Origin of the sequence: Pseudobacillus badius, from assembly GCF_002189605.1 — a bacterium.
In the GTDB taxonomy this organism is placed as follows: domain Bacteria; phylum Bacillota; class Bacilli; order Bacillales; family Domibacillaceae; genus Pseudobacillus; species Pseudobacillus badius.
Window position 1 is genome coordinate 153,596 of the sequence record NZ_MWMM01000003.1, and the last position, 17,859, is coordinate 171,454.

Genomic DNA, 17,859 nt, shown 5'->3' on the forward strand with positions numbered 1-17,859 from the left:
AGACAAAGTAATGTAAAGGATTTATTTGAACCCTTATGAGAAAACTGCTGTTAATCTACTTCTACTTGTTCGCCGGTGCTTGCTTGCAAGGGATGGCCATGTCTTTATTCTTGTTTCCACACTCCATCCCCTCTGGCGGAGCTGCGGGTCTGGCTCTCCTGATGAATCATTGGTTCCATTTTCCCCTCGGCTTTTCTTTATGGCTGGCCAATGCATTTTTCTTGCTGTTTGCATTGAATTATTTCGGCTTTACCTGGACTTTCCGGACAATTACCTCAGTAGCAGTGACTTCCACGACGATCAGTATTCTGACGTATCAAATTCCCCATGTGCATGTCCACATTTTTTTCGATATGTTAGCGGGCAGTATTCTTTTCGGCATCGGCGTCGGTCTCCTGATTCGAGTAGGAGCTTCAAGCGGAGGAATGGTCATCCCGGCGTTGATGATTGCCTCTTATAAAAACTGGAGTCCAGGGAAGGTCATGATGGGCATTAATTTGTTTATTTTTCTGCTCACTTCCCTGATCATTGATTATAAAATTGTGATTTATGCTGTTATTTGCCAGTTTTTCTCTACTAGCATTATTGATTATATTTATGCCTTCCGCTTCCGGAAAGTCAGTGTGCTCTCTCCCCATTGGAGACGAAAATAAAAGAAGATCCGCCTTACAGGATCTTCTTTTCTGTTAAGTACGTGATGACTTTCTGCACTGCTTGCTCAATGGACAGTTGATCCGTCTCAATGACAATCTCAGGATGCTCAGGAGGCTCATAGGGAGAAGTAATGCCTGTAAAATCAGGGATGACTCCTTTTCTCGCCTTTTCATATAACCCCTTCGGATCACGTGCCTCACAAATGTGAATGGGGCAATGGATATGCACTTCAATAAATTCACCTGGCTGAAACATATTCCTGACAAGCTGCCGGTCCTCTCGGAAAGGCGAGATAAAAGCAGAAGAAACAATGTGGCCGCTATCGACAAACAGCTTTGCCACTTCTCCTATTCGGCGGATGTTTTCTTTCCGGTCCCTTGCTTGGAAGCTTAAATCCTGATTTAATCCGTGGCGGATATTGTCCCCGTCGAGCACATAGCTGCGGCATTGCCGCTGAAACAGCGCTTCATCCACTGCATTGGCCACCGTTGATTTGCCAGAGCCTGATAGCCCGGTAAACCATAACACACAGCTTTTATGCCCGTTTAAAAGGTGGCGCTTTTCTTTCGTTACTGCTGCATGATGCCAAGTGATGTGATCAGCTTTTCCCATACTCTACATCCTTTATATTTTTGTATAAGCTTTCTTCATGCCTTTGATCAAGGTATCAATCACTTCCGGCCGGCTGAACTCTTGGGGCGGATGCTCTCCATTTTTCAGCATTTGCCGGACGGCCGTTCCCGAGAGAATAACATGCTCTTCTTTCCCATGAGGACACGTTTTTTCCGATGCCATATTTGCACACTTTTTGCAATAGAAGCTATGCTCAAAAAACAGCGGCTTAATCCCGAGTTCTCCCTCTTCAAAATAACTGAATATCTTTTGGGCATCATACGTGCCATAATAACTGCCTACGCCTGCATGATCCCGGCCGACAATAAAATGTGTGCAGCCGAAGTTTTTCCTGACAATGGCGTGAAAAATAGCTTCCCGCGGGCCAGCATAGCGCATGGCCGCTGGAAAAACCGCTAGAAACACCCGGTCTTTCGGATAATAATTGTTCAAAAGCACCTCATAGCTTTCCATGCGGATTTCACTCGGAATATCGTCCGCTTTCGTTTCGCCGACAAGAGGATTCAAAAAGAGGCCGTCTACTGTTTCCAATGCCGTTTTTTGGATATATTCGTGGGCCCGATGTACAGGATTGCGTGTTTGAAAACCAACAATGCTTTCCCATCCAAGCTCTTGAAATTTCTTTCTCGTTTCCGCAGGATCTAAATAATAGCGGGCAAATTTGCTTTTCTCCGGCCTTTTTACAAGGGTAATTGGACCGGCTACATAGACTTCCGGCCGCGCAAACAATTTTTTCACTCCTGGATGATTCAAATCAGCCGTTTGATAGACCTTATCCGCTTCGGCTTTTTTATCCGGGAAAAACAGCTCCTCTACCGTCATTACACCATAAATAGCGCCTTTATGAACAAGGTTGACCGTTTCTCCATGTCTAAGCCGCACCGCTCGCTGTTCATCTACGGCCAATGTAATAGGCAATGACCAGGGAGTCCCGTTCTCCAGCCGCATATGATCAACAACTGCTTCGTAATCAGCCTTTCCCATAAACCCCTCTAGCGGACTGTAGGCTCCATTTGCGATTAACTCCAAATCACTCAGCTCCAAAGGGCTCAACTCAATAGCGTGAAGTGAAGCATCAACCGGGCAGCGCAAGTTCACCCGGTTGACTAATTTGCCGCCATGCGGCGCTTGTTCTCCCACATTTCTTCCCTCCGATACCTGCTTTTTAATCTTGATGAAGGCCGCATTCTGTTTTCGGGCGCCCAGCCCACCTGCCAGCCCGGGATCCTTCATTCCCTGAAATTGCCTCCGTACACGGTGTGCATCCGATGCTTGGAAACCCGTTATCATGCAGCGGATTATACGGCAGCTGATGAACATGGAGATAGGTCATAATCTCTTCCCACGTCCAGTGAATAAGCGGACAAACCTTTATCTTATGAAACTTTTCATCTTTATTGATATACTCAACATGACTTCTGGACGGAGACTGCTCTCTTCGAAGCCCTGAAATCCACGCTTTGGCATCCTTTAATGCCTCCTGCAGAGGAGCCACCTTTCTCAAATGGCAGCAAAGGTTAGGATCGCGTTTCCATAACTCTTCTCCGTGCTCTTCGGCTTGCTCCTGCACCGTCATTGCCGGCTTCACCTTCTTTATGAAAAGCGATGGATAACGCTCCTGCACCTTGTCAATCAGCTCGTATGTTTCCGGAAAATGCAGCCCCGTATCGAGAAAAACAATTTCGGCCTGCTTGTTTACCTTGGCAATCAAATCGATCAACACGATTCCTTCCGCTCCAAAGCTGCAAGCATAGACGATATCCTGCCCATATTCATGGAAAGCCCACTTCAACACGTCTAAAGAGTCAGACTGGCCTTCTAACACTTCTCTTGCCTTTTTGTCGTCCCACTTTTCATAGGTTAACGGCTCTGCCACCAGCTTTTCCCCCATTTCTTTCCCCGCTGTGCCTAAACATGAAAATTCAAAATGACGCATTCGTTATTTTGTTCATATGATTGATATCCCCGCAATAGCAATAAGAGATCGCGGCTCTTATCCAGGTGCCATGGCCGAATGCTAATATATTTTGCCGGTCCCTGTACTTCTCCAAAAATAAAACAATCCGTCTTTTCAAATTTGCTACGCTTTCTCCCAGGATTAATTCTTCCGGATGATCCATCCATTTCTTTCCACAGTATTCATAAAGCTTTTCCTTGGAAAGACCTTCGAATGGCCCAAAATCTAATTCATCCAGCAAAGGCTCGACTGTAAATGGATAGCCATAAATTTGCGCAGTTTGTTGGGTCCGCTTCATCGTACTGGCGAGCACCTCATCAAATGGCGCTAATTTGTCAAGCAGAAGCCTGTTCTGCAGGACGCCCTGCCAGGAAGCCTCCGTTAATGGCGCAAGTTCGATATCTCTTCTCCCTTGCAACTTTTGCTGCTTGTTCCATTCCGTTGGCAAATGCCTTATAAGGGTAATTTGCATTCACTGTCCTCCAAATAAAAAGTCTCGCTTCTCAGCCCGCGCCGTTGGGCTTCCAAAACCAGCACGTCGTTAATTTTCACATTGCCTAAATTTACATTTGCTCCAATCTCTTTAATAAAATACATTTGATGCTTAGGAGTAGGCGCCTCAAAAATGATTTTTTTGCTGTCGATGTCTTGGATTAATTCACTGATCAAGTTGCATTTAATATTGCCGTTTTTCTCATAAATGCCCGCTGTGCCGGAGTCTCTTCCTTCTGTAATCACATATTGGCAGCCTGCCTCAAGCAATTGCTTCATTTCATCTTTCCATTGTGAGACAGCCATTTCCTGGCTGGAATCTTTAGAGCCCACCTCTGCAATAACGCGAAAATCTTTTTTTATTCGGGAAATAAGGTCAAGCCGTTCCTGCAATGGAATATTCAGCGTCCCGTTTGAGACCTCAATGTAATCAATGCCGAAATCGCGCAAACTGGCCAAGTACTCCGGAATTTTATTCTGGTAGTAGCACTTTTCAAACAGCGTGCCTCCAAAATAAGGATGGATGTCATGCTGTTTATAGAGGTCGACTTTCTTTTTTAAGTTTGGTGTTACGTAAGCCGAGCCAAAGCCCAATTTAGCGATATCAATCAGGGGAGCGTAATCATGTAAAATGCTTTTCAGCTCTTCTAATGGGGTGCCTAAATCAATAATTGAAGTTAAGCCGTACGTTCTGTTTCCTGCCGTTCTCTTCGGCAATTCTAAAAATTCCATAGGGAATGGGCCTCCTCTATTTTTCTAAGATAGACTATTCAAAAACTGGGTAAACGTGTAGATAATGGGCTTTTCCCCACGGAAATTAGACGATTATCCTGCATAAAGATGAAGCGGCATCCAAACAATAGAAAGGCATATATTCTTAACAGTCAGGGGTGTACATCATTGCCAAAGCAGAAACGAAAAGGCATGACTATTTTTGCGATCGGCTCCATTCCGCTTATTCTGGTCTTGGGAAATTCCATGCTGATTCCCGTTCTCCCAAAAATGAAAACAGAGCTCCATATCACTCAATTTCAAGTAAGCTTGATTATCTCGGTATTTTCGATCGCTGCCGCTTTATCGATTCCTATACTAGGCTACTTATCCGACCGCTTCTCAAGGAAAGCCGTCATTATTCCGGCTCTTATTCTGTATGGAGTGGGAGGGCTTTTGGCAGGAATGGCTGCCGCCTGGTTCTCTAACGCTTATACATGGATTCTTGCCGGAAGGGTCATGCAAGGAATTGGCGCTGCCGGCACTGCGCCGATCGCTATGGCATTGACGGGGGACTTATTTAAAGGAGGAGAACAAAGCAAAGTGCTTGGACTGGTTGAAGCTTCCAATGGCTTCGGAAAAGTCATCAGTCCGATTATCGGCTCTCTTGTGGCGCTGCTCTTTTGGTACGCAGCATTTTTTGTTTTCCCGATTTTTTGCTTTATCTCGATCTTGCTGACGATTTTCTTTATTAAAGAAAAGAAAACAAAAAAAGAACCGCCGCCCGTTGGCCAATATATAAAGGGCCTGGTGTCTGTTTTTAAAACGGAAGGGCGCTGGCTATTTGCCGCCTATTTAACGGGAGCTATTTGTTTGTTTACTCTATTTGGAATTTTATTTTACATTTCCGATATTCTTGAGAAGACCTACAAGATAGATGGAGTGCTAAAAGGAGGCATCTTGGCCATTCCTTTGCTCTTCATGACAACTACTTCTTATATCACAGGCAGCAAAATCGGCAAAAAAATGGGCCTGATGAAATCGTTGATTGTCATCGGTTTGCTTTTAATGACCCTTTCTTTTTCGGCCTTGGTGTTCTTTAAAAGCCTTGTTCCCTTTTTTGCCGTTCTCGTCATCAGCAGCATCGGCACCGGACTTGTTCTTCCGTGTATTAACAGTTTTATTACCGGGTCGGTTCCTTCTGACCGCAGGGGATTTGTCACCTCTCTGTACGGATCAGTCCGGTTCTTAGGGGTAGCCATCGGCCCGCCCGTTTACAGTGCGTTAATGGTTTGGTCGCGGACAGGCATGTTTTTGACAACTGCCGGCTTAACCTTGCTCGCTGCCCTCTTATGCCTTGTCCTTATTAAAGTAAGTAAAAAAGAGCCTTCCGAGGAAAGCGACACATTGTTTAAAAAACTTCAATTTACGTAAAGGAGCAGATCAGATTGCAAATATACTTTTCACCTGAGGTGATGACTCCTCAGTTTCAAGTGTTAAATGTAGTGGACCCTAATAATAAAGCCGTTGGAAATCTGGCCCTTTTATTCGATGAAAAAAAGCTGTATGTGTATGGCATTCTTGAAGAAGAAGAAGTAGGCGCAGATTTCAAAGATTTGGTTACTCCTTATATTAAAGGATTGTCTAAAGCAAACCCGAACCTGGACGTTTTATCCTGCTTATATGTAGGATGCAAAAAAATCGATCTGAACGGAACAAACAACAACCAATAAACTCCTCAAGTCCGGCTTTTAGGCCGGGCTTTTCTCATTCCCCCAAAAACATTGTTCATCTTTTCATTCCCCTGATAACCTTTATCGGTTTTCCTTTTTCTTTCAAAAATGGCTTATCCGCTTCCCTTCTCCTAGTAGCAAGGCATGCACGCTCTTCATAAAGTGAGGATATAAAAATTATTTTTTATACCGATTAAAGTCGGACTGGAGTGTGCAGCTAATGAGCATGGGAATAATTATCATGGGGCTCCTTGTCGGTTTTTTGGTTGGTTTGACTGGGGTGGGCGGCGCCGCCTTATTAACGCCTGTTTTAGTGCTGATCGGGATTAACCCGGCCATCGCTGTCGGTACAGATCTTGTATATAACTCGATCACCAAGCTGTTCGGTTCCATTCAGCATTGGAAACAGAAGACCATCAATATGCGGCTCGTTAAATATTTAGCAATCGGCAGCGTGCCAAGTGCCATCTGCGCCGTTGGCCTTCTGCATCTGTTCGATTCTTTTTTCAACAACCAAGAGGAAATTATCAAGCACGCCCTTGGATATGTCTTAATTTTGGTCGCTTTAACGACACTCGTTAAAACCTTTATGAAGGACAAATTTGAATCCAACTATATTCAGCGCAAACCTCTTGAAGAAAAAAGAACGCTAACCATCGCGATTGGTGCCGTACTAGGCTTTATTGTCGGCTTGACGTCGATCGGCTCTGGCTCTTTATTTGCGCTCGCTATGTTGTATTTGTATAAAATGCGGCCATCAGAGCTGGTCGGCACGGATATTGCCCATGCTTTTTTGTTAGTAACGGCAGCTGGCATAATGCACGCCGGGATCGGCAATGTCGATTACTCTTTAATGATGAACCTCTTGCTTGGTTCCATACCCGGGGTGATTCTAGGAAGCAGCTTATCCGCTAAATTTCCTGCCAAGCCGCTAAGAGCAGTGATGTCAGTGATTATCCTGATGAGCGGCCTGAAACTGATTGCCTGACAGCAATAAGCACCAACAAAAGGGAGATAGGCGCAGCCTTCTCTCTTTTTTTATACTGACAGATGGTCCATATAAATGAACTGCATAGGAAAGCACTTTCTCTTTCATACTAAAATAAATGAGATGTTAACAGGAGGAGAACAGTGGGGCACAATCGAGACACAGCCATGCATTTGTTATTATTAGTTTTTGTTCTTGCATTCATTATCTGGTCAGTCATTAAACCCGTTGATTATCTGACCTGGGCAGCGGAAGTTCTTCCAGCTGTGGCCGGCTTGATCATTTTAAGCGCCACCTATCGCCGCTTTCAGCTGACGACTCTTTCTTATATCATTATTGCCATCTTAGCGGTTGCGATGTCTATTGGCGGCCATTACACTTATGCGAAGGTCCCTCTCTTTAACCGGCTGAAGGATGCGTTTGATTTAAGCAGGAACCACTATGACCGATTAGGGCACTTTTTAAAGGGAATGTTCGTTATCGTCATCAGAGAAATTCTCCTGCGGGCATCACCGTTAACTAAGGGCTTCTGGCTCTCCATCATCAGCCTCAGCCTCTCGCTTGCCATAGCAGCGCTCTATGAAATCATTGAATGGCTGTCGGTCGTGATCATTAAAGGAAAAAAAGTATCGACAGACTTTCTCGGCATGCAAGGTGATATGTGGGACGCCCAATGGGACATGGCGCTGAATTTAACTGGCGCCGTTCTTGCTTTGCTGCTGTTAACGAACCTTCATAACCGTCTGCTGCAGCACAAACGCTAAACACAAAGAGCGCCGGGCAGCCCGGCGCTCTTTAGTGAAGAAGTCATTCAATGCTGTGGCAGATTAAGAAGGAAGGGATTTGTCACTTTGCCTCCTCGGCAGCCAGTTCCTTGCCTTCATCTACTAAAATTAAGCCAAGCTCGTAATGCTGTCCCTCGTAAAGCGAGCCTTGGGCAAAGCGGTTTTGTCCGTTCACATCTAGCACCTCAAGCTTGCAGTAAGCTGCATTCTTCTGCAGCGCTTCATAAAATTCGCTTTCCGTATTGACGTCAATACCGTTTACTTTATAAATAATTTCCCCGATTTTCAAATCCATTTTCTTTGCAGGTGTATAGGGGAGAATCCCAAGAATCATGACGCCTTTGGGCTGCGGGGTAAAGAAATAATGACGATCCTTTTCATATGCGTAATGGCGCCAGGAAATCCAAATACGCCCGACAAAAGCAAATACTGCGCTGACTACAGCAAGCAGCGGTACCCAATAAGCCGATACAGCAAGCAGCAATGTAACAGCCCCAATGGCCATCACGCTTTTGCCCGTCGCCTTTACAGCAAGCTCCGGCAGTGTGCTTTTAATCAGCTGGGCAAAGCCGATCAAGAAAGGAAACCAGATGAGGGAGTAAGTCTCCGACCCAACGGATATGACCGGCCACCAAGGCCATGGCGCTGTCAAATCACCGGCCGGCAGCACCAAAAACACCGGCACCAGCCATAAACGCTGAGCGAATTGCACACCTACCTTCAATCCGCGCGGGCTATCCACAAGGCGCGGCGATGTGCCCTGCCAGCCCCGTTTAAGCATCAAAATCCCCTCTGTAATCAATAAGAGAGCCAAAATAATGGCCATGGTCATCAGAATTTTGTTCAGCGAGAGACCGTCATACGGGATAAACGAATAGCCGATTTTCTCCGATACAATAAAAATCAGCAAAGCCAGGCCAATCGTCCATGCAGGAGACAGCAAACGAAAGCCTCCTGCGCTTAACACAATCGTCACAGCAGCAATGACATTGAGCAGTTCCAAAGGGAGCGTAAGACCAAAACCGATTGCGGCAAGAGAGAGCAGCAGTCCGAGGAATAAGCTGGACGGCAAAATATAGCGAATTTCCTGGTAAATATCATACACGCGTGTATGAAAGTCTTTCCGTTCCCGGTTTACACGAAACATGCCAACGACGAAAGCAAGCAGGAACGAAAAATAAAAAATTGGATGGATAAATAATTTTCCGAAGCCGGCCAAGAGCTCCAGTAACCATTCTTGTAGCATAACGTTCCCCACCTTACGTGAATTGCATTATATTGAATATTGTAGCAAAAAAAGTGGCCATGCGTGAGTATATATCTTGTTTCATTTGTGAAAGAAGTATTACTGCACACAAAAAAGAACGACAGCCTCTTCAGCAATCGTTCTTTTTAAAGCCTCTCTTTTACCTATCCAAGTTTCTAATATAAGAAAGCGCCGCTTGCAGCTGGAGATCATTTTTCTCCTCTTTCATTTCGGCCGTCCATTGCTCTTCCAGCTTTCTTGCTGTTTCTTTATTGATTTTCCCGGTCACCTTGACGCCTGATTTTATCTGCAGGGCGCGTACAGCTTCCTCCGTCTCTTTGCTGAAGTAGCCATCTGTTCTTCCAGGCGCATACCCAAGACCATCCAGCATCATCTGCGCGCTTTTTACACGGTCATTGTTCATTTCACGCATTAGCGGCTTATTCACCTGGAGCGGGTGCGCGTAAAAGTAATCCGGCTGGCGCACTTCAATATCGGGGCGGATTCCTTTTTTGTGTATCCAGTTGCCATTCGGCGTGAGCCACTTATGAGTCGTCAGCTTTAAGTTGCTGCCATCTCCGAGCGGCACCGGCTGTTGAACAGTTCCCTTTCCAAAGCTTGTTTCGCCGATGATTGGATAGCCTTCCGCCTCCTTCAGCGCCCCTGCCAATATCTCAGAAGCAGAAGCGCTTCCCTCATCCGTCAGTACGGCCACCGGGTAAGGCTTCACCTTCTTCTTCTCCGAGAAATAAGGCACTTTACGCCCGGACTTTTCCTCTATTTGCATGTATGGCTTATTCTCGGTAACCAGTTCTTTTAAAATTTCTTCAACGCTTGTTAAGAAACCGCCCGGATTTCCGCGCACATCAATCACGAGACCGTCCAGTTCTTTTTTCTCGAGCTTCTTCAGCTTCGCTTTGAAATCTTTCCCCGTATCTTCAGAAAAAGAGGTCATTTCAATTAAACCGATTCGCTTCCCTTGCTTCTCTCTCACTTTGGCAAATACCGTCTCAATCGGGATATCCTCACGCTTCACTTTAATATCCAGCGGCTTCGTCATGCCTGGGCGAATGATGCCCACGGTAACTGTCGTGCCTTTTTTTCCGCGTATTTTCTTAGTTGCCTCATAAATGGTCAGACCGCTCACCGATTTGCCGTCAATGGTCACAATTTGATCTTTCGGCTTTAGACCTGCTTTTTCGGCTGGTGAATCTTTAAATGGAGCGACAATCGTCAGCTTGCCCTCAACGACTGTAATCTCTGCCCCAATGCCTTCAAAGGAGGAATCGAGCGCTTCTTCAAATTGCTTTGCCGTATCGGCGTCCATATATACAGAATAAGGATCTTTTAACGAGCTGACCATTCCGTCAATGGCGCCTTCAATCAGCTCTGTACGATTGACTTTTTCTACATATTGATTCGCGATCACCTCGTACACCGTCTGCACTTTGTGAAGCTCATCCGGCGTGCTCTTTTGTTCTGATGCCATCCGCTGGGGCTGTGCCGTGTTCTCTTTTTCATCAAGCACGTTCAGCCCCCCATACATTCCGCCGGCTCCTATGATAAAAGAAGACGCCGTCAGCACTGCCACCCATTTTTTCTTCACCATTCCGTCCCCTCCAATTTGGAAAGCTAAAAAAGCCGCCCGGCTTACACTACCGCACGGACAGCCCTTTCTTCCACTTTATGAGAAGAGTGGACAAGTTATGAATGCCTCTTAGAAAAAAGGCAAGAAGCAAGCATAAGCTTCATTGTTAGCTTAGGCTGTTTTCTTGCCAGCTGTCATTTGCCTATTCCATTTCATCGACAAGACCGCGCATCATTTCCTCGTCCATCGGCCCTTTAACGACTTGATGGACTGTGCCGTCTGTGTTCAAGAAATAGGTGGTTGGAATAATACTGACTTGATACTTCTCGCCAACAGCTCCTTCCTCATCGAGCAAAACAGGGAACGTTAAATCATACTGCTTCACAAAGTCAGCCACTGTTGCTTGTCCATTATCCTTGCTTGTCAAATTGACGGCCAGAATCTCCGCCCCGCTTTTTTCTGCTTCTTTTTCGTAAAAACTCTGCATATGAGGCATTTCCGCTTTACAAGGCGGACACCAGGTTGCCCAGAAATTTAGAATGACCTTTTTCCCCCGGTAATCGGATAAAGACACTTTTTTCCCATCCAAGGTTTGCAGGGAGAAATCCGGCGGCAGATCACCTAGTCCGATTCCGGCAGCTGCACTTGATTCAGCTTCCTGATCAGCAACCTCTATCCCCGGATTTTCGATCTCTGTAATTTCCTTTCGATCCTTTATGATATTCACTGCTGCAATGCCTGCAAGTAAAATCAGCAGCAGAATGCCAAACCATTTCTTATCCAACAAAATCCCTCCTAATCATCAAAGTGAAAAATAGCGCTGCCGCTATATATATCATATTCGCCTGGGAAAGCAAATCAGCTGACATCGATCCAAACAGCAGCTGCCATAAGGTGAATAGCCAAATCGTCCTGCCTGCTTGTTTCAAGGGAACAAAGAGCAAGACGAGTCCTCCCGCCAGCCGAAACCACATCGCTATGCCCGCCTGTCCAGTCAGCAAGGCCAGCGCTGCTTCAAAGGCCAGCACCATGACCATCCACGACCAAACGGCCTGCTTCTGTTTTGGCAGAGGGCATTTCCAGGCAGCATAGGCAATGACAGCCAAGAAACCGAGCCACACCCCTTTCCAGCCGCCGTCGAAATATAATAAGGCGAGCGGCGAGTTCATAACAATGGGGAAGCTGAACAAAACAACGCTCCCCTTCCAAACAGCTATGAACAGAAAAACAGCATTCATATAAAAATCCAAAAACGGCTTGTCCTTTTTCAGCCAAATCGCCAAGGATGCCATGATACAGGCAGCCAAGAAGGCGAGTTGGGAAGCAGGAACTGTCAAAGAACCTATCGTAAACCAGTTCATCTTATTTTATTCCTTTACTTAAAAATATTGCCTGACAAATTGAATATGATTAATGACTTTTTTGTTAAACTTGAATAACCGCAAATGATTTAGTACCTCTACAGGTATTAACCTACACAAAAATTCTGCTTTCGTCCAATGTTTCGTCCCTTATATGTTGGCGCGGCAGGCTAACTTTCTTCTCACCTCTGAAAAAAGGAGTATCTCTCAGCTGAAAAGTCAGCTGACGAGACACTCCTCTCCTCTGTTATTGATTAGTAACCCCAGCCAATATAAGCCGAGCCAACAATAATCAAGAGGATAAATAAGACAACGATCAACGCAAAGCCGCCTCCATATCCGCATCCGCCAGCGCTCATACTTTACACCTCCCCTTCACTTACAATTACAGCCTATTCAAAAGGGGGGAGATTGCGCGGGCGAACGCCCAGACTCTTTCGTCCTGCCAGCCGGCAAAATATAAAAGCCGTCCCCAAAAGCTGCCACCAGCTTTCAAGAACGGCTTTTTCTTAAAAGTTCACATATTTGCGAGGGTCAACCGCATTTTCTTTCGATAGTGTCCAAGGTCCTTCATGGACTTCGAAGTGCAAATGCTGGCCGAATGAGCGGCCTGTGTTACCCATATAGCCGATTACCTGTCCTTTGGAAACACTTCCTCCTTGGACCACACGCTCTGACATATGAGCATAAACGGTAGTAAAGACTTTTCCGTTAATAGAGTGAGAGATCAAAATACAGTTGCCATAAGAAGATGAATAATAAGATCGAATCACTTCTCCATCTGCCGCGGCAACGATTGGCACGCTGACGCTGTTGGCAATATCGATTCCTTTATGATCCCCTAGGCTTCTTGCACCGAATCCGGAAGAAACATGTCCTTGAGCCGGACGCATAAAGCTTCCTGCTGAAACAGCCGGGGTATCATTTGAACGGCTTTCAGCGACTGACTTTTCCTGTGGTGCTGCAGCTGGCTGCCGGCTGCTTTCCCTTTGATCAGCAGCAGGCTGCTGCTCTTTTTGGCGAGCCAGACGGGCCTGTTCCTTGCGGGCTTCTTCTTCTTTCGCAAGGCGGGATTGCTCAGATGTGATGGCTGCTTGGATTGCTTTTTCTTGAGAAGCAAGCAGTTCCTTCTCTTCCTCCAAGCTTAGTTTCTGGTTGTGGGCATGATCTTCCTCATTGGCGAGCTGTTCCATTACTTGATCTTTAGCAGCCTTTTTCTTATCGAGGCCTGCTTTTAATTCCTTCAAATCCGCCAGCATGCTTTCCAGGTTAGCCAGCTTGGCTTTTACTGCTTTTTCGTTCTTTTCGAGCTGCTTCTTGTCTTTCTCTTGCTCTTGCAGAATATCTTTGTCTGCTTTCACAAGCGTCGTTACAGCACTGGCGCGGTTGATAAAATCAGTAAAGCTTTCGGAACCGAGCAGCACATCAATATAGCTTGCTGATCCACCGCTCTGCTGAAGAGAACGGGCCCGTTCCTGAAGAATCAAATTACGCTCAGCGATGCGGGCTTTGAGCTCCTCTATTTCTTTTCTTAATTTCTCTATTTCTTTCTTCGTATTAGCAATCGCTGTTTGCTTTTCACGGATTTGCTTTTCAGCCTTGGTAATGGACTGGTCAAGCTGTTTAATTTCTGCAGACAGCTTGGCCTGCTCACTTTGGAGTTCAGTAATTTTCTTGCTTTTCTCATTAATGTTTTGCTCAACGTTCGATTGCTTGTTTTCGATTTGATTCTGGCGGCTCTCAAGATCCGATAGTTTCGAAGCAAATGCTTCTCCGGCCAAACCGAACGTGCTGCCAAAACCAATGGACGCCGTTAAAACAACTTTAAAACCTATGCCTTTCTTCAAACTCCAATTCTCCTCTCTCTTCCCCCGAAAATTTCTTGTTTATTTATCAGACTTTTAAAAACCTGCGCACAGCTACAAAGCTTCCCCACATGCCGATAAACGCTCCGATCAGCAGAAGGATTCCACTGATTTGCCATACAAATGGAGAATAAGGCAGCGGCTGAATAAAATGGCCCTGCATATATGTCGTCATTGCTCCGATCACATAAGAATAGCCAATCATCACGGCTGCGACCGGCAGCAAAGAGCCGAGCAATCCGAGCCAAAGCCCTTCTAATAAGAACGGCCAGCGGATAAACCAGTTAGTCGCACCAACTAATCTCATAATCTCAATTTCTTTTCGCCGCGCAAAAATCGTCATTTTAATCGTATTGGAAATCAAGAACATCGCTGTAAACAGCAAGCCAATGCTAAGAACGAGCCCGACATTGCGGCTTGTTTTTAAGAAGCTGAACAAACGTTCAACCTTCTTTTCTCCATAAATAGCATCTTCTGTATACTGGAAACTCTTGATCTTTTTTGCTATTTTCGGTGTATCTGCAGGCCGCTTCGTTTTCACTACAAATACGTCATAGAGCGGGTTATTTTGCTCAAATAGAGCAAAGTCTTCCCCCATGTCTTTAATTAAATTTTGAAGCTCTTTTTCTTTTGGCGAGTAGGTAACGCTTGCTACCTCCGGCAAGTTTGACAGCCGCTTCTTCAGCTCCTGCTGTTCTGCCTTCGTTGCATCCAACTTAACTAAGACACGCACTTCGACATCATTCTCTATATCGGTTGCAGCTTTGTTTAAGTTTAGTAGAATCGTCAGAAAAACTCCGACAAGCAGCAAAGTAACCGTCACAGCCGAAATAGCAGCAAACGTCATCCAGCCATTGCGCCTTAAATTTTTAAAGCTTTCCCTGAAATGACGGCGGAGTGTTCTAGATTTCATAGCCATAATCCCCCCGCTGTTCATCGCGTACGATCCGGCCATCCTCAATCGCCAATACCCGGCGGCGGATCGTGTTGACGATTTCCTTGTTATGAGTCGCCATTACTAAGGTCGTGCCTTTCGCATTAATCTTTTCAAAAATATCCATAATCCCCCATGCTGTATCAGGATCAAGATTCCCTGTCGGTTCGTCAGCAATAACGACCTTCGGCTGATTGACGATGGAACGCGCAATGGATACGCGCTGTTGTTCACCGCCAGATAATTCTCCCGGAAGCATTCTTGCTTTGCTTTTTAAGCCAACCAGATCAAGAACCTCCATGACCCGTTTTTTAATGACGGACGGGCTTTCTTCAATAACTTCCATAGCAAAAGCAACATTTTCATACACTGTAAGCGTCGGAAGCAGCTTGAAGTCTTGAAATACTACGCCGATCTGCCGGCGGAGCAACGGAACCGACTTGTCCTTCAAAGTCGATAGGTTGACCCCATTGACGACGATTTTTCCGCTTGTCGGCTTTTCTTCTCTATACATCAGCTTAATAAAGGTCGACTTGCCGGCACCGCTCGGACCAACAACATAGACAAATTCACCCGGCTTAATGGAGATATTCACGCCTCGCAAAGCAGTGACTCCGTTCGGGTATTTCTTTGTCACTTCCTTCATTTCTATCATCAAATCACCTGTCATTTTTTGTCGTTTATGTATGGAAGAGCTGATAATATACGGCTCCCCAAAATCCAGATTCATTATATCACTGATTAAATGCTTGTTAAGGTTTATTTTGATTACATTTTCTTTTCATAACGTAATATATCCGATTGTTTTTGGAGGATTTACCAAAAAATGATCGCTTTTCTTGCCCCAAACGGCTTAAATACAAGGTAAAAAAACTGAAACATTTTGTAACAAGCAAGGTGAATATTCTTCTGTTTACCGTTAAAATATTGTCGAAAAAAGCGCGATTATTATTAAATGCTGATGTTTTATACATTAATATAGAGAAGCGGAAAGCGAAGTGCTTGAAATAGAAAGCAATCGTTCCCGTCCGCCGGCAAAAATAAAAAAGAATGCAAGCACAAGCTGCATTCTTTTTACACTTATTTTTTTGTAGCCAGCCATTCGGCTACTGCTTCAGCGTCATCGCCTTTGACTACATTCGGAGGCATTTGGCCTTTCCCGTTTTCAACAATATTTAAAATTTCATCCTTGCTGTATTTGCTGCCGATCTTATCCAGTGCAGGACCTACTTGCCCTTCAAGCTTTTCACCGTGGCAGCTCATACAGCTTTGCTTGTACACTTGTTCGCCATCCGCGCTGGCTGTTTCTTTGCCGCCATCATTGTCTTTGCCCGCATTATCATCCCCGCCGCCGCAAGCTGCAAGCGCCACTGATGAACCGATTAGCAGGGCCATTAATGATTTTTTAAATTCCATATTCTCTCCTCCTAGGCAAAAATAATCATTCCATGTTAAGTATACCAAAGCCAGCCTATTTTGAAACCAGATCAGTTGGCTAAAAGCAGGGCGAAACAGCAGCCAGACTAGTGAAATCAACTAAACCGGCAATTGTAAACATTTTTTGAACTTTGCACACCTAACTGATTACACGTTTAGTCCCCATCCTTTGGCATTACGGTTAGTGTATTGCATCAGGCGGATTTTATGTATCCATCCTCCAGTCCATACAGTTATTATAATAGCCTTTTTTAAGCCCTTTAAACCTTTTTAAATGAAGAATTCAGCCGTGCTCATTGTTGACAAAAGCCCTCTGCCGGGAATGCCGGCAGAGGGCTGATTTCTTATAAGCGAGAGCGCAAATAAGCATTAATAAATGGGTTGATTTCCCCGTCCATCACCGCTTGAACATTTCCTGTTTCCTCATTTGTCCGGTGATCCTTCACCATTGAATACGGATGGAAGACGTAAGAACGAATTTGGCTTCCCCAGCCGATCTCCTTTTGCTCGCCGCGGATTTCCGCCAGTTCTGCCTCCTGTTCCTCTATCTTCTTTTGATAAAGCTTCGCTTTTAGCATTTTCATCGCATGTTCACGGTTTTTGATTTGTGAACGCTCCGACTGGCAAGTCACCACTGTGTTCGTCGGCAAATGAGTAATCCGTACCGCAGAATCAGTCGTGTTAACGTGCTGACCGCCGGCGCCGCTTGAACGGTATGTGTCTATTTTCAGATCTTCCGTACGAATGTCAATTTCGATATCGTCATTGAACTCAGGCATTACTTCACAAGAAACGAATGACGTATGGCGGCGTCCAGACGAATCAAATGGGGAAATACGGACAAGGCGGTGAACGCCTTTTTCTGCTTTTAAGTAACCGTAAGCATTATGGCCTTTAAATAAAAGCGTCACACTTTTTAGACCGGCTTCATCTCCAGGAAGGTAATCCATCGTTTCCACCTTGAATCCTTGCTTTTCTCCCCAGCGCGTATACATGCGCAGCAGCATGGAGCCAAAATCCTGGGATTCCGTGCCGCCCGCTCCCGGATGCAATTCCAGCATGGCATTATTCTTGTCGTAAGGGCCGCTCAACAGCAGCTGAAGCTCAAAATCACCGATTCGATTGCGAAACTCCTCAAGCTCCCCTTCAAGCTCTGCCTGCAGTTCGGCATCCGCTTCTTCTTTTACAAGCTCATGCGTCAGCTCCAGATTTTCCTGGACTTCCAGCAGCTCATTGTACTCATTAACAATTTCTTTTAAGCCGTTTGCTTCGTTGATGACCGTTTGTGCCGCCTGCTGATCATCCCAAAAATTAGGATGCAGCATTTCATCTTCAAGCGCTGCAATGCGTTCCTCTTTTTGTTCTAAGTCAAAGAGACCCCCTGAAGTCCGCTAATTTCTTAGCTGTTTTGTCGAGCTCATTTCGAATTTCAAATAATTCCATCTCAGCACCTCTTCTTTATGTTCATCGCTATG

At 45.4% G+C, this 17,859-nt stretch carries 20 protein-coding genes; 5 read left to right on the forward strand and 15 right to left on the reverse strand.

The window, feature by feature from the left end:
* Positions 1-35 precede the first annotated feature (35 nt).
* On the forward strand, positions 36-653 hold the full coding sequence (locus tag B1A98_RS07015) for a YitT family protein (protein WP_041094904.1): 618 nt from the start codon (positions 36-38) through the stop codon (positions 651-653).
* Positions 654-666: 13 nt separating this feature from the next.
* Here the strand turns inward: B1A98_RS07015 and cysC are convergent, their stop codons facing one another.
* Genes cysC through B1A98_RS07040 form a run of 5 tightly spaced genes read right to left on the reverse strand, consistent with a single transcriptional unit; the run spans position 667 to position 4,468 of the window.
* Positions 667-1,266 carry an adenylyl-sulfate kinase gene (cysC, locus tag B1A98_RS07020; RefSeq protein ID WP_063384734.1) on the reverse strand — a complete coding sequence of 200 codons (600 nt, stop codon included), beginning with the start codon at positions 1,264-1,266 and terminating at the stop codon, positions 667-669.
* Positions 1,267-1,278: 12 nt separating this feature from the next.
* Positions 1,279-2,427: a sulfate adenylyltransferase gene (sat, locus tag B1A98_RS07025; protein WP_063384733.1), complete on the reverse strand. Its 1,149-nt coding sequence runs from the start codon at positions 2,425-2,427 to the stop codon at positions 1,279-1,281.
* A 25-nt stretch (positions 2,428-2,452) separates the two neighbouring features.
* Entirely contained in the window at positions 2,453-3,178 is a 726-nt protein-coding gene (locus B1A98_RS07030) for a phosphoadenylyl-sulfate reductase (RefSeq protein ID WP_063384732.1), read from the reverse strand.
* 31 nt (positions 3,179-3,209) lie between these two features.
* Entirely contained in the window at positions 3,210-3,716 is a 507-nt protein-coding gene (locus tag B1A98_RS07035) for a histidine phosphatase family protein (protein ID WP_082821717.1), read from the reverse strand.
* Positions 3,698-4,468: a phosphosulfolactate synthase gene (locus B1A98_RS07040; RefSeq protein ID WP_041094914.1), complete on the reverse strand. Its 771-nt coding sequence runs from the start codon at positions 4,466-4,468 to the stop codon at positions 3,698-3,700. The genes B1A98_RS07035 and B1A98_RS07040 overlap by 19 nt, the downstream gene beginning before the upstream one ends.
* A gap of 192 nt (positions 4,469-4,660) precedes the next feature.
* On the opposite strand from B1A98_RS07040, the gene B1A98_RS07045 reads away from it, so the two are divergent.
* From B1A98_RS07045 to B1A98_RS07060, 4 genes are all read left to right on the forward strand, one after another.
* Positions 4,661-5,881, forward strand: a complete 1,221-nt coding sequence (locus B1A98_RS07045) for an MFS transporter (protein WP_041095728.1) — start codon at positions 4,661-4,663, stop codon at positions 5,879-5,881.
* 14 nt (positions 5,882-5,895) lie between these two features.
* A complete protein-coding gene (locus B1A98_RS07050; RefSeq protein ID WP_041113433.1) occupies positions 5,896-6,180 on the forward strand; it encodes a hypothetical protein in 285 nt (94 codons plus the stop codon).
* A gap of 220 nt (positions 6,181-6,400) precedes the next feature.
* Complete coding sequence (locus tag B1A98_RS07055; protein ID WP_063384731.1) at positions 6,401-7,168, forward strand: sulfite exporter TauE/SafE family protein; 768 nt, start codon at positions 6,401-6,403, stop codon at positions 7,166-7,168.
* 167 nt (positions 7,169-7,335) lie between these two features.
* Entirely contained in the window at positions 7,336-7,932 is a 597-nt protein-coding gene (locus B1A98_RS07060) for a DUF2238 domain-containing protein (protein WP_063384876.1), read from the forward strand.
* Between the two features lie 82 nt (positions 7,933-8,014).
* Here B1A98_RS07060 and B1A98_RS07065 read toward each other — a convergent pair whose 3' ends face one another.
* From B1A98_RS07065 to prfB, 10 genes are all read right to left on the reverse strand, one after another.
* On the reverse strand, positions 8,015-9,199 hold the full coding sequence (locus tag B1A98_RS07065; protein ID WP_063384730.1) for a PDZ domain-containing protein: 1,185 nt from the start codon (positions 9,197-9,199) through the stop codon (positions 8,015-8,017).
* 160 nt (positions 9,200-9,359) lie between these two features.
* A complete protein-coding gene (locus B1A98_RS07070) occupies positions 9,360-10,805 on the reverse strand; it encodes a S41 family peptidase (protein WP_063384875.1) in 1,446 nt (481 codons plus the stop codon).
* Positions 10,806-10,989: 184 nt separating this feature from the next.
* Positions 10,990-11,571: a redoxin domain-containing protein gene (locus tag B1A98_RS07075; RefSeq protein WP_063384729.1), complete on the reverse strand. Its 582-nt coding sequence runs from the start codon at positions 11,569-11,571 to the stop codon at positions 10,990-10,992.
* The gene (locus tag B1A98_RS07080) at positions 11,564-12,148 is read right to left on the reverse strand and encodes a hypothetical protein (protein ID WP_063384728.1); all 585 of its coding nucleotides are present in this window, start codon (positions 12,146-12,148) and stop codon (positions 11,564-11,566) included. Before B1A98_RS07080 ends, B1A98_RS07075 begins: the two co-directional genes overlap by 8 nt.
* A gap of 254 nt (positions 12,149-12,402) precedes the next feature.
* A complete protein-coding gene (locus B1A98_RS07085; RefSeq protein ID WP_082028000.1) occupies positions 12,403-12,507 on the reverse strand; it encodes a YjcZ family sporulation protein in 105 nt (34 codons plus the stop codon).
* Positions 12,508-12,657: 150 nt separating this feature from the next.
* Positions 12,658-13,995: a murein hydrolase activator EnvC family protein gene (locus B1A98_RS07090; RefSeq protein ID WP_063384727.1), complete on the reverse strand. Its 1,338-nt coding sequence runs from the start codon at positions 13,993-13,995 to the stop codon at positions 12,658-12,660.
* A gap of 46 nt (positions 13,996-14,041) precedes the next feature.
* Entirely contained in the window at positions 14,042-14,926 is an 885-nt protein-coding gene (gene ftsX, locus B1A98_RS07095; protein ID WP_063384726.1) for a permease-like cell division protein FtsX, read from the reverse strand.
* Positions 14,916-15,602 carry a cell division ATP-binding protein FtsE gene (gene ftsE / locus B1A98_RS07100; protein WP_063384725.1) on the reverse strand — a complete coding sequence of 229 codons (687 nt, stop codon included), beginning with the start codon at positions 15,600-15,602 and terminating at the stop codon, positions 14,916-14,918. The genes ftsX and ftsE overlap by 11 nt, the downstream gene beginning before the upstream one ends.
* Positions 15,603-16,027: 425 nt before the next feature.
* Positions 16,028-16,363, reverse strand: coding sequence for a cytochrome c551 (cccB, locus tag B1A98_RS07105; protein WP_041094932.1), 336 nt, complete (start codon positions 16,361-16,363; stop codon positions 16,028-16,030).
* 365 nt (positions 16,364-16,728) lie between these two features.
* Positions 16,729-17,827, reverse strand: a protein-coding gene (gene prfB / locus B1A98_RS07110) for a peptide chain release factor 2 (protein ID WP_099098607.1) whose coding sequence is annotated in 2 segments (ribosomal slippage) — positions 16,729-17,754 and positions 17,756-17,827 — 1,098 coding nt in all. Because the reading frame shifts where the segments join, the coding sequence is not laid out codon by codon here.
* Positions 17,828-17,859 lie beyond the last annotated feature (32 nt).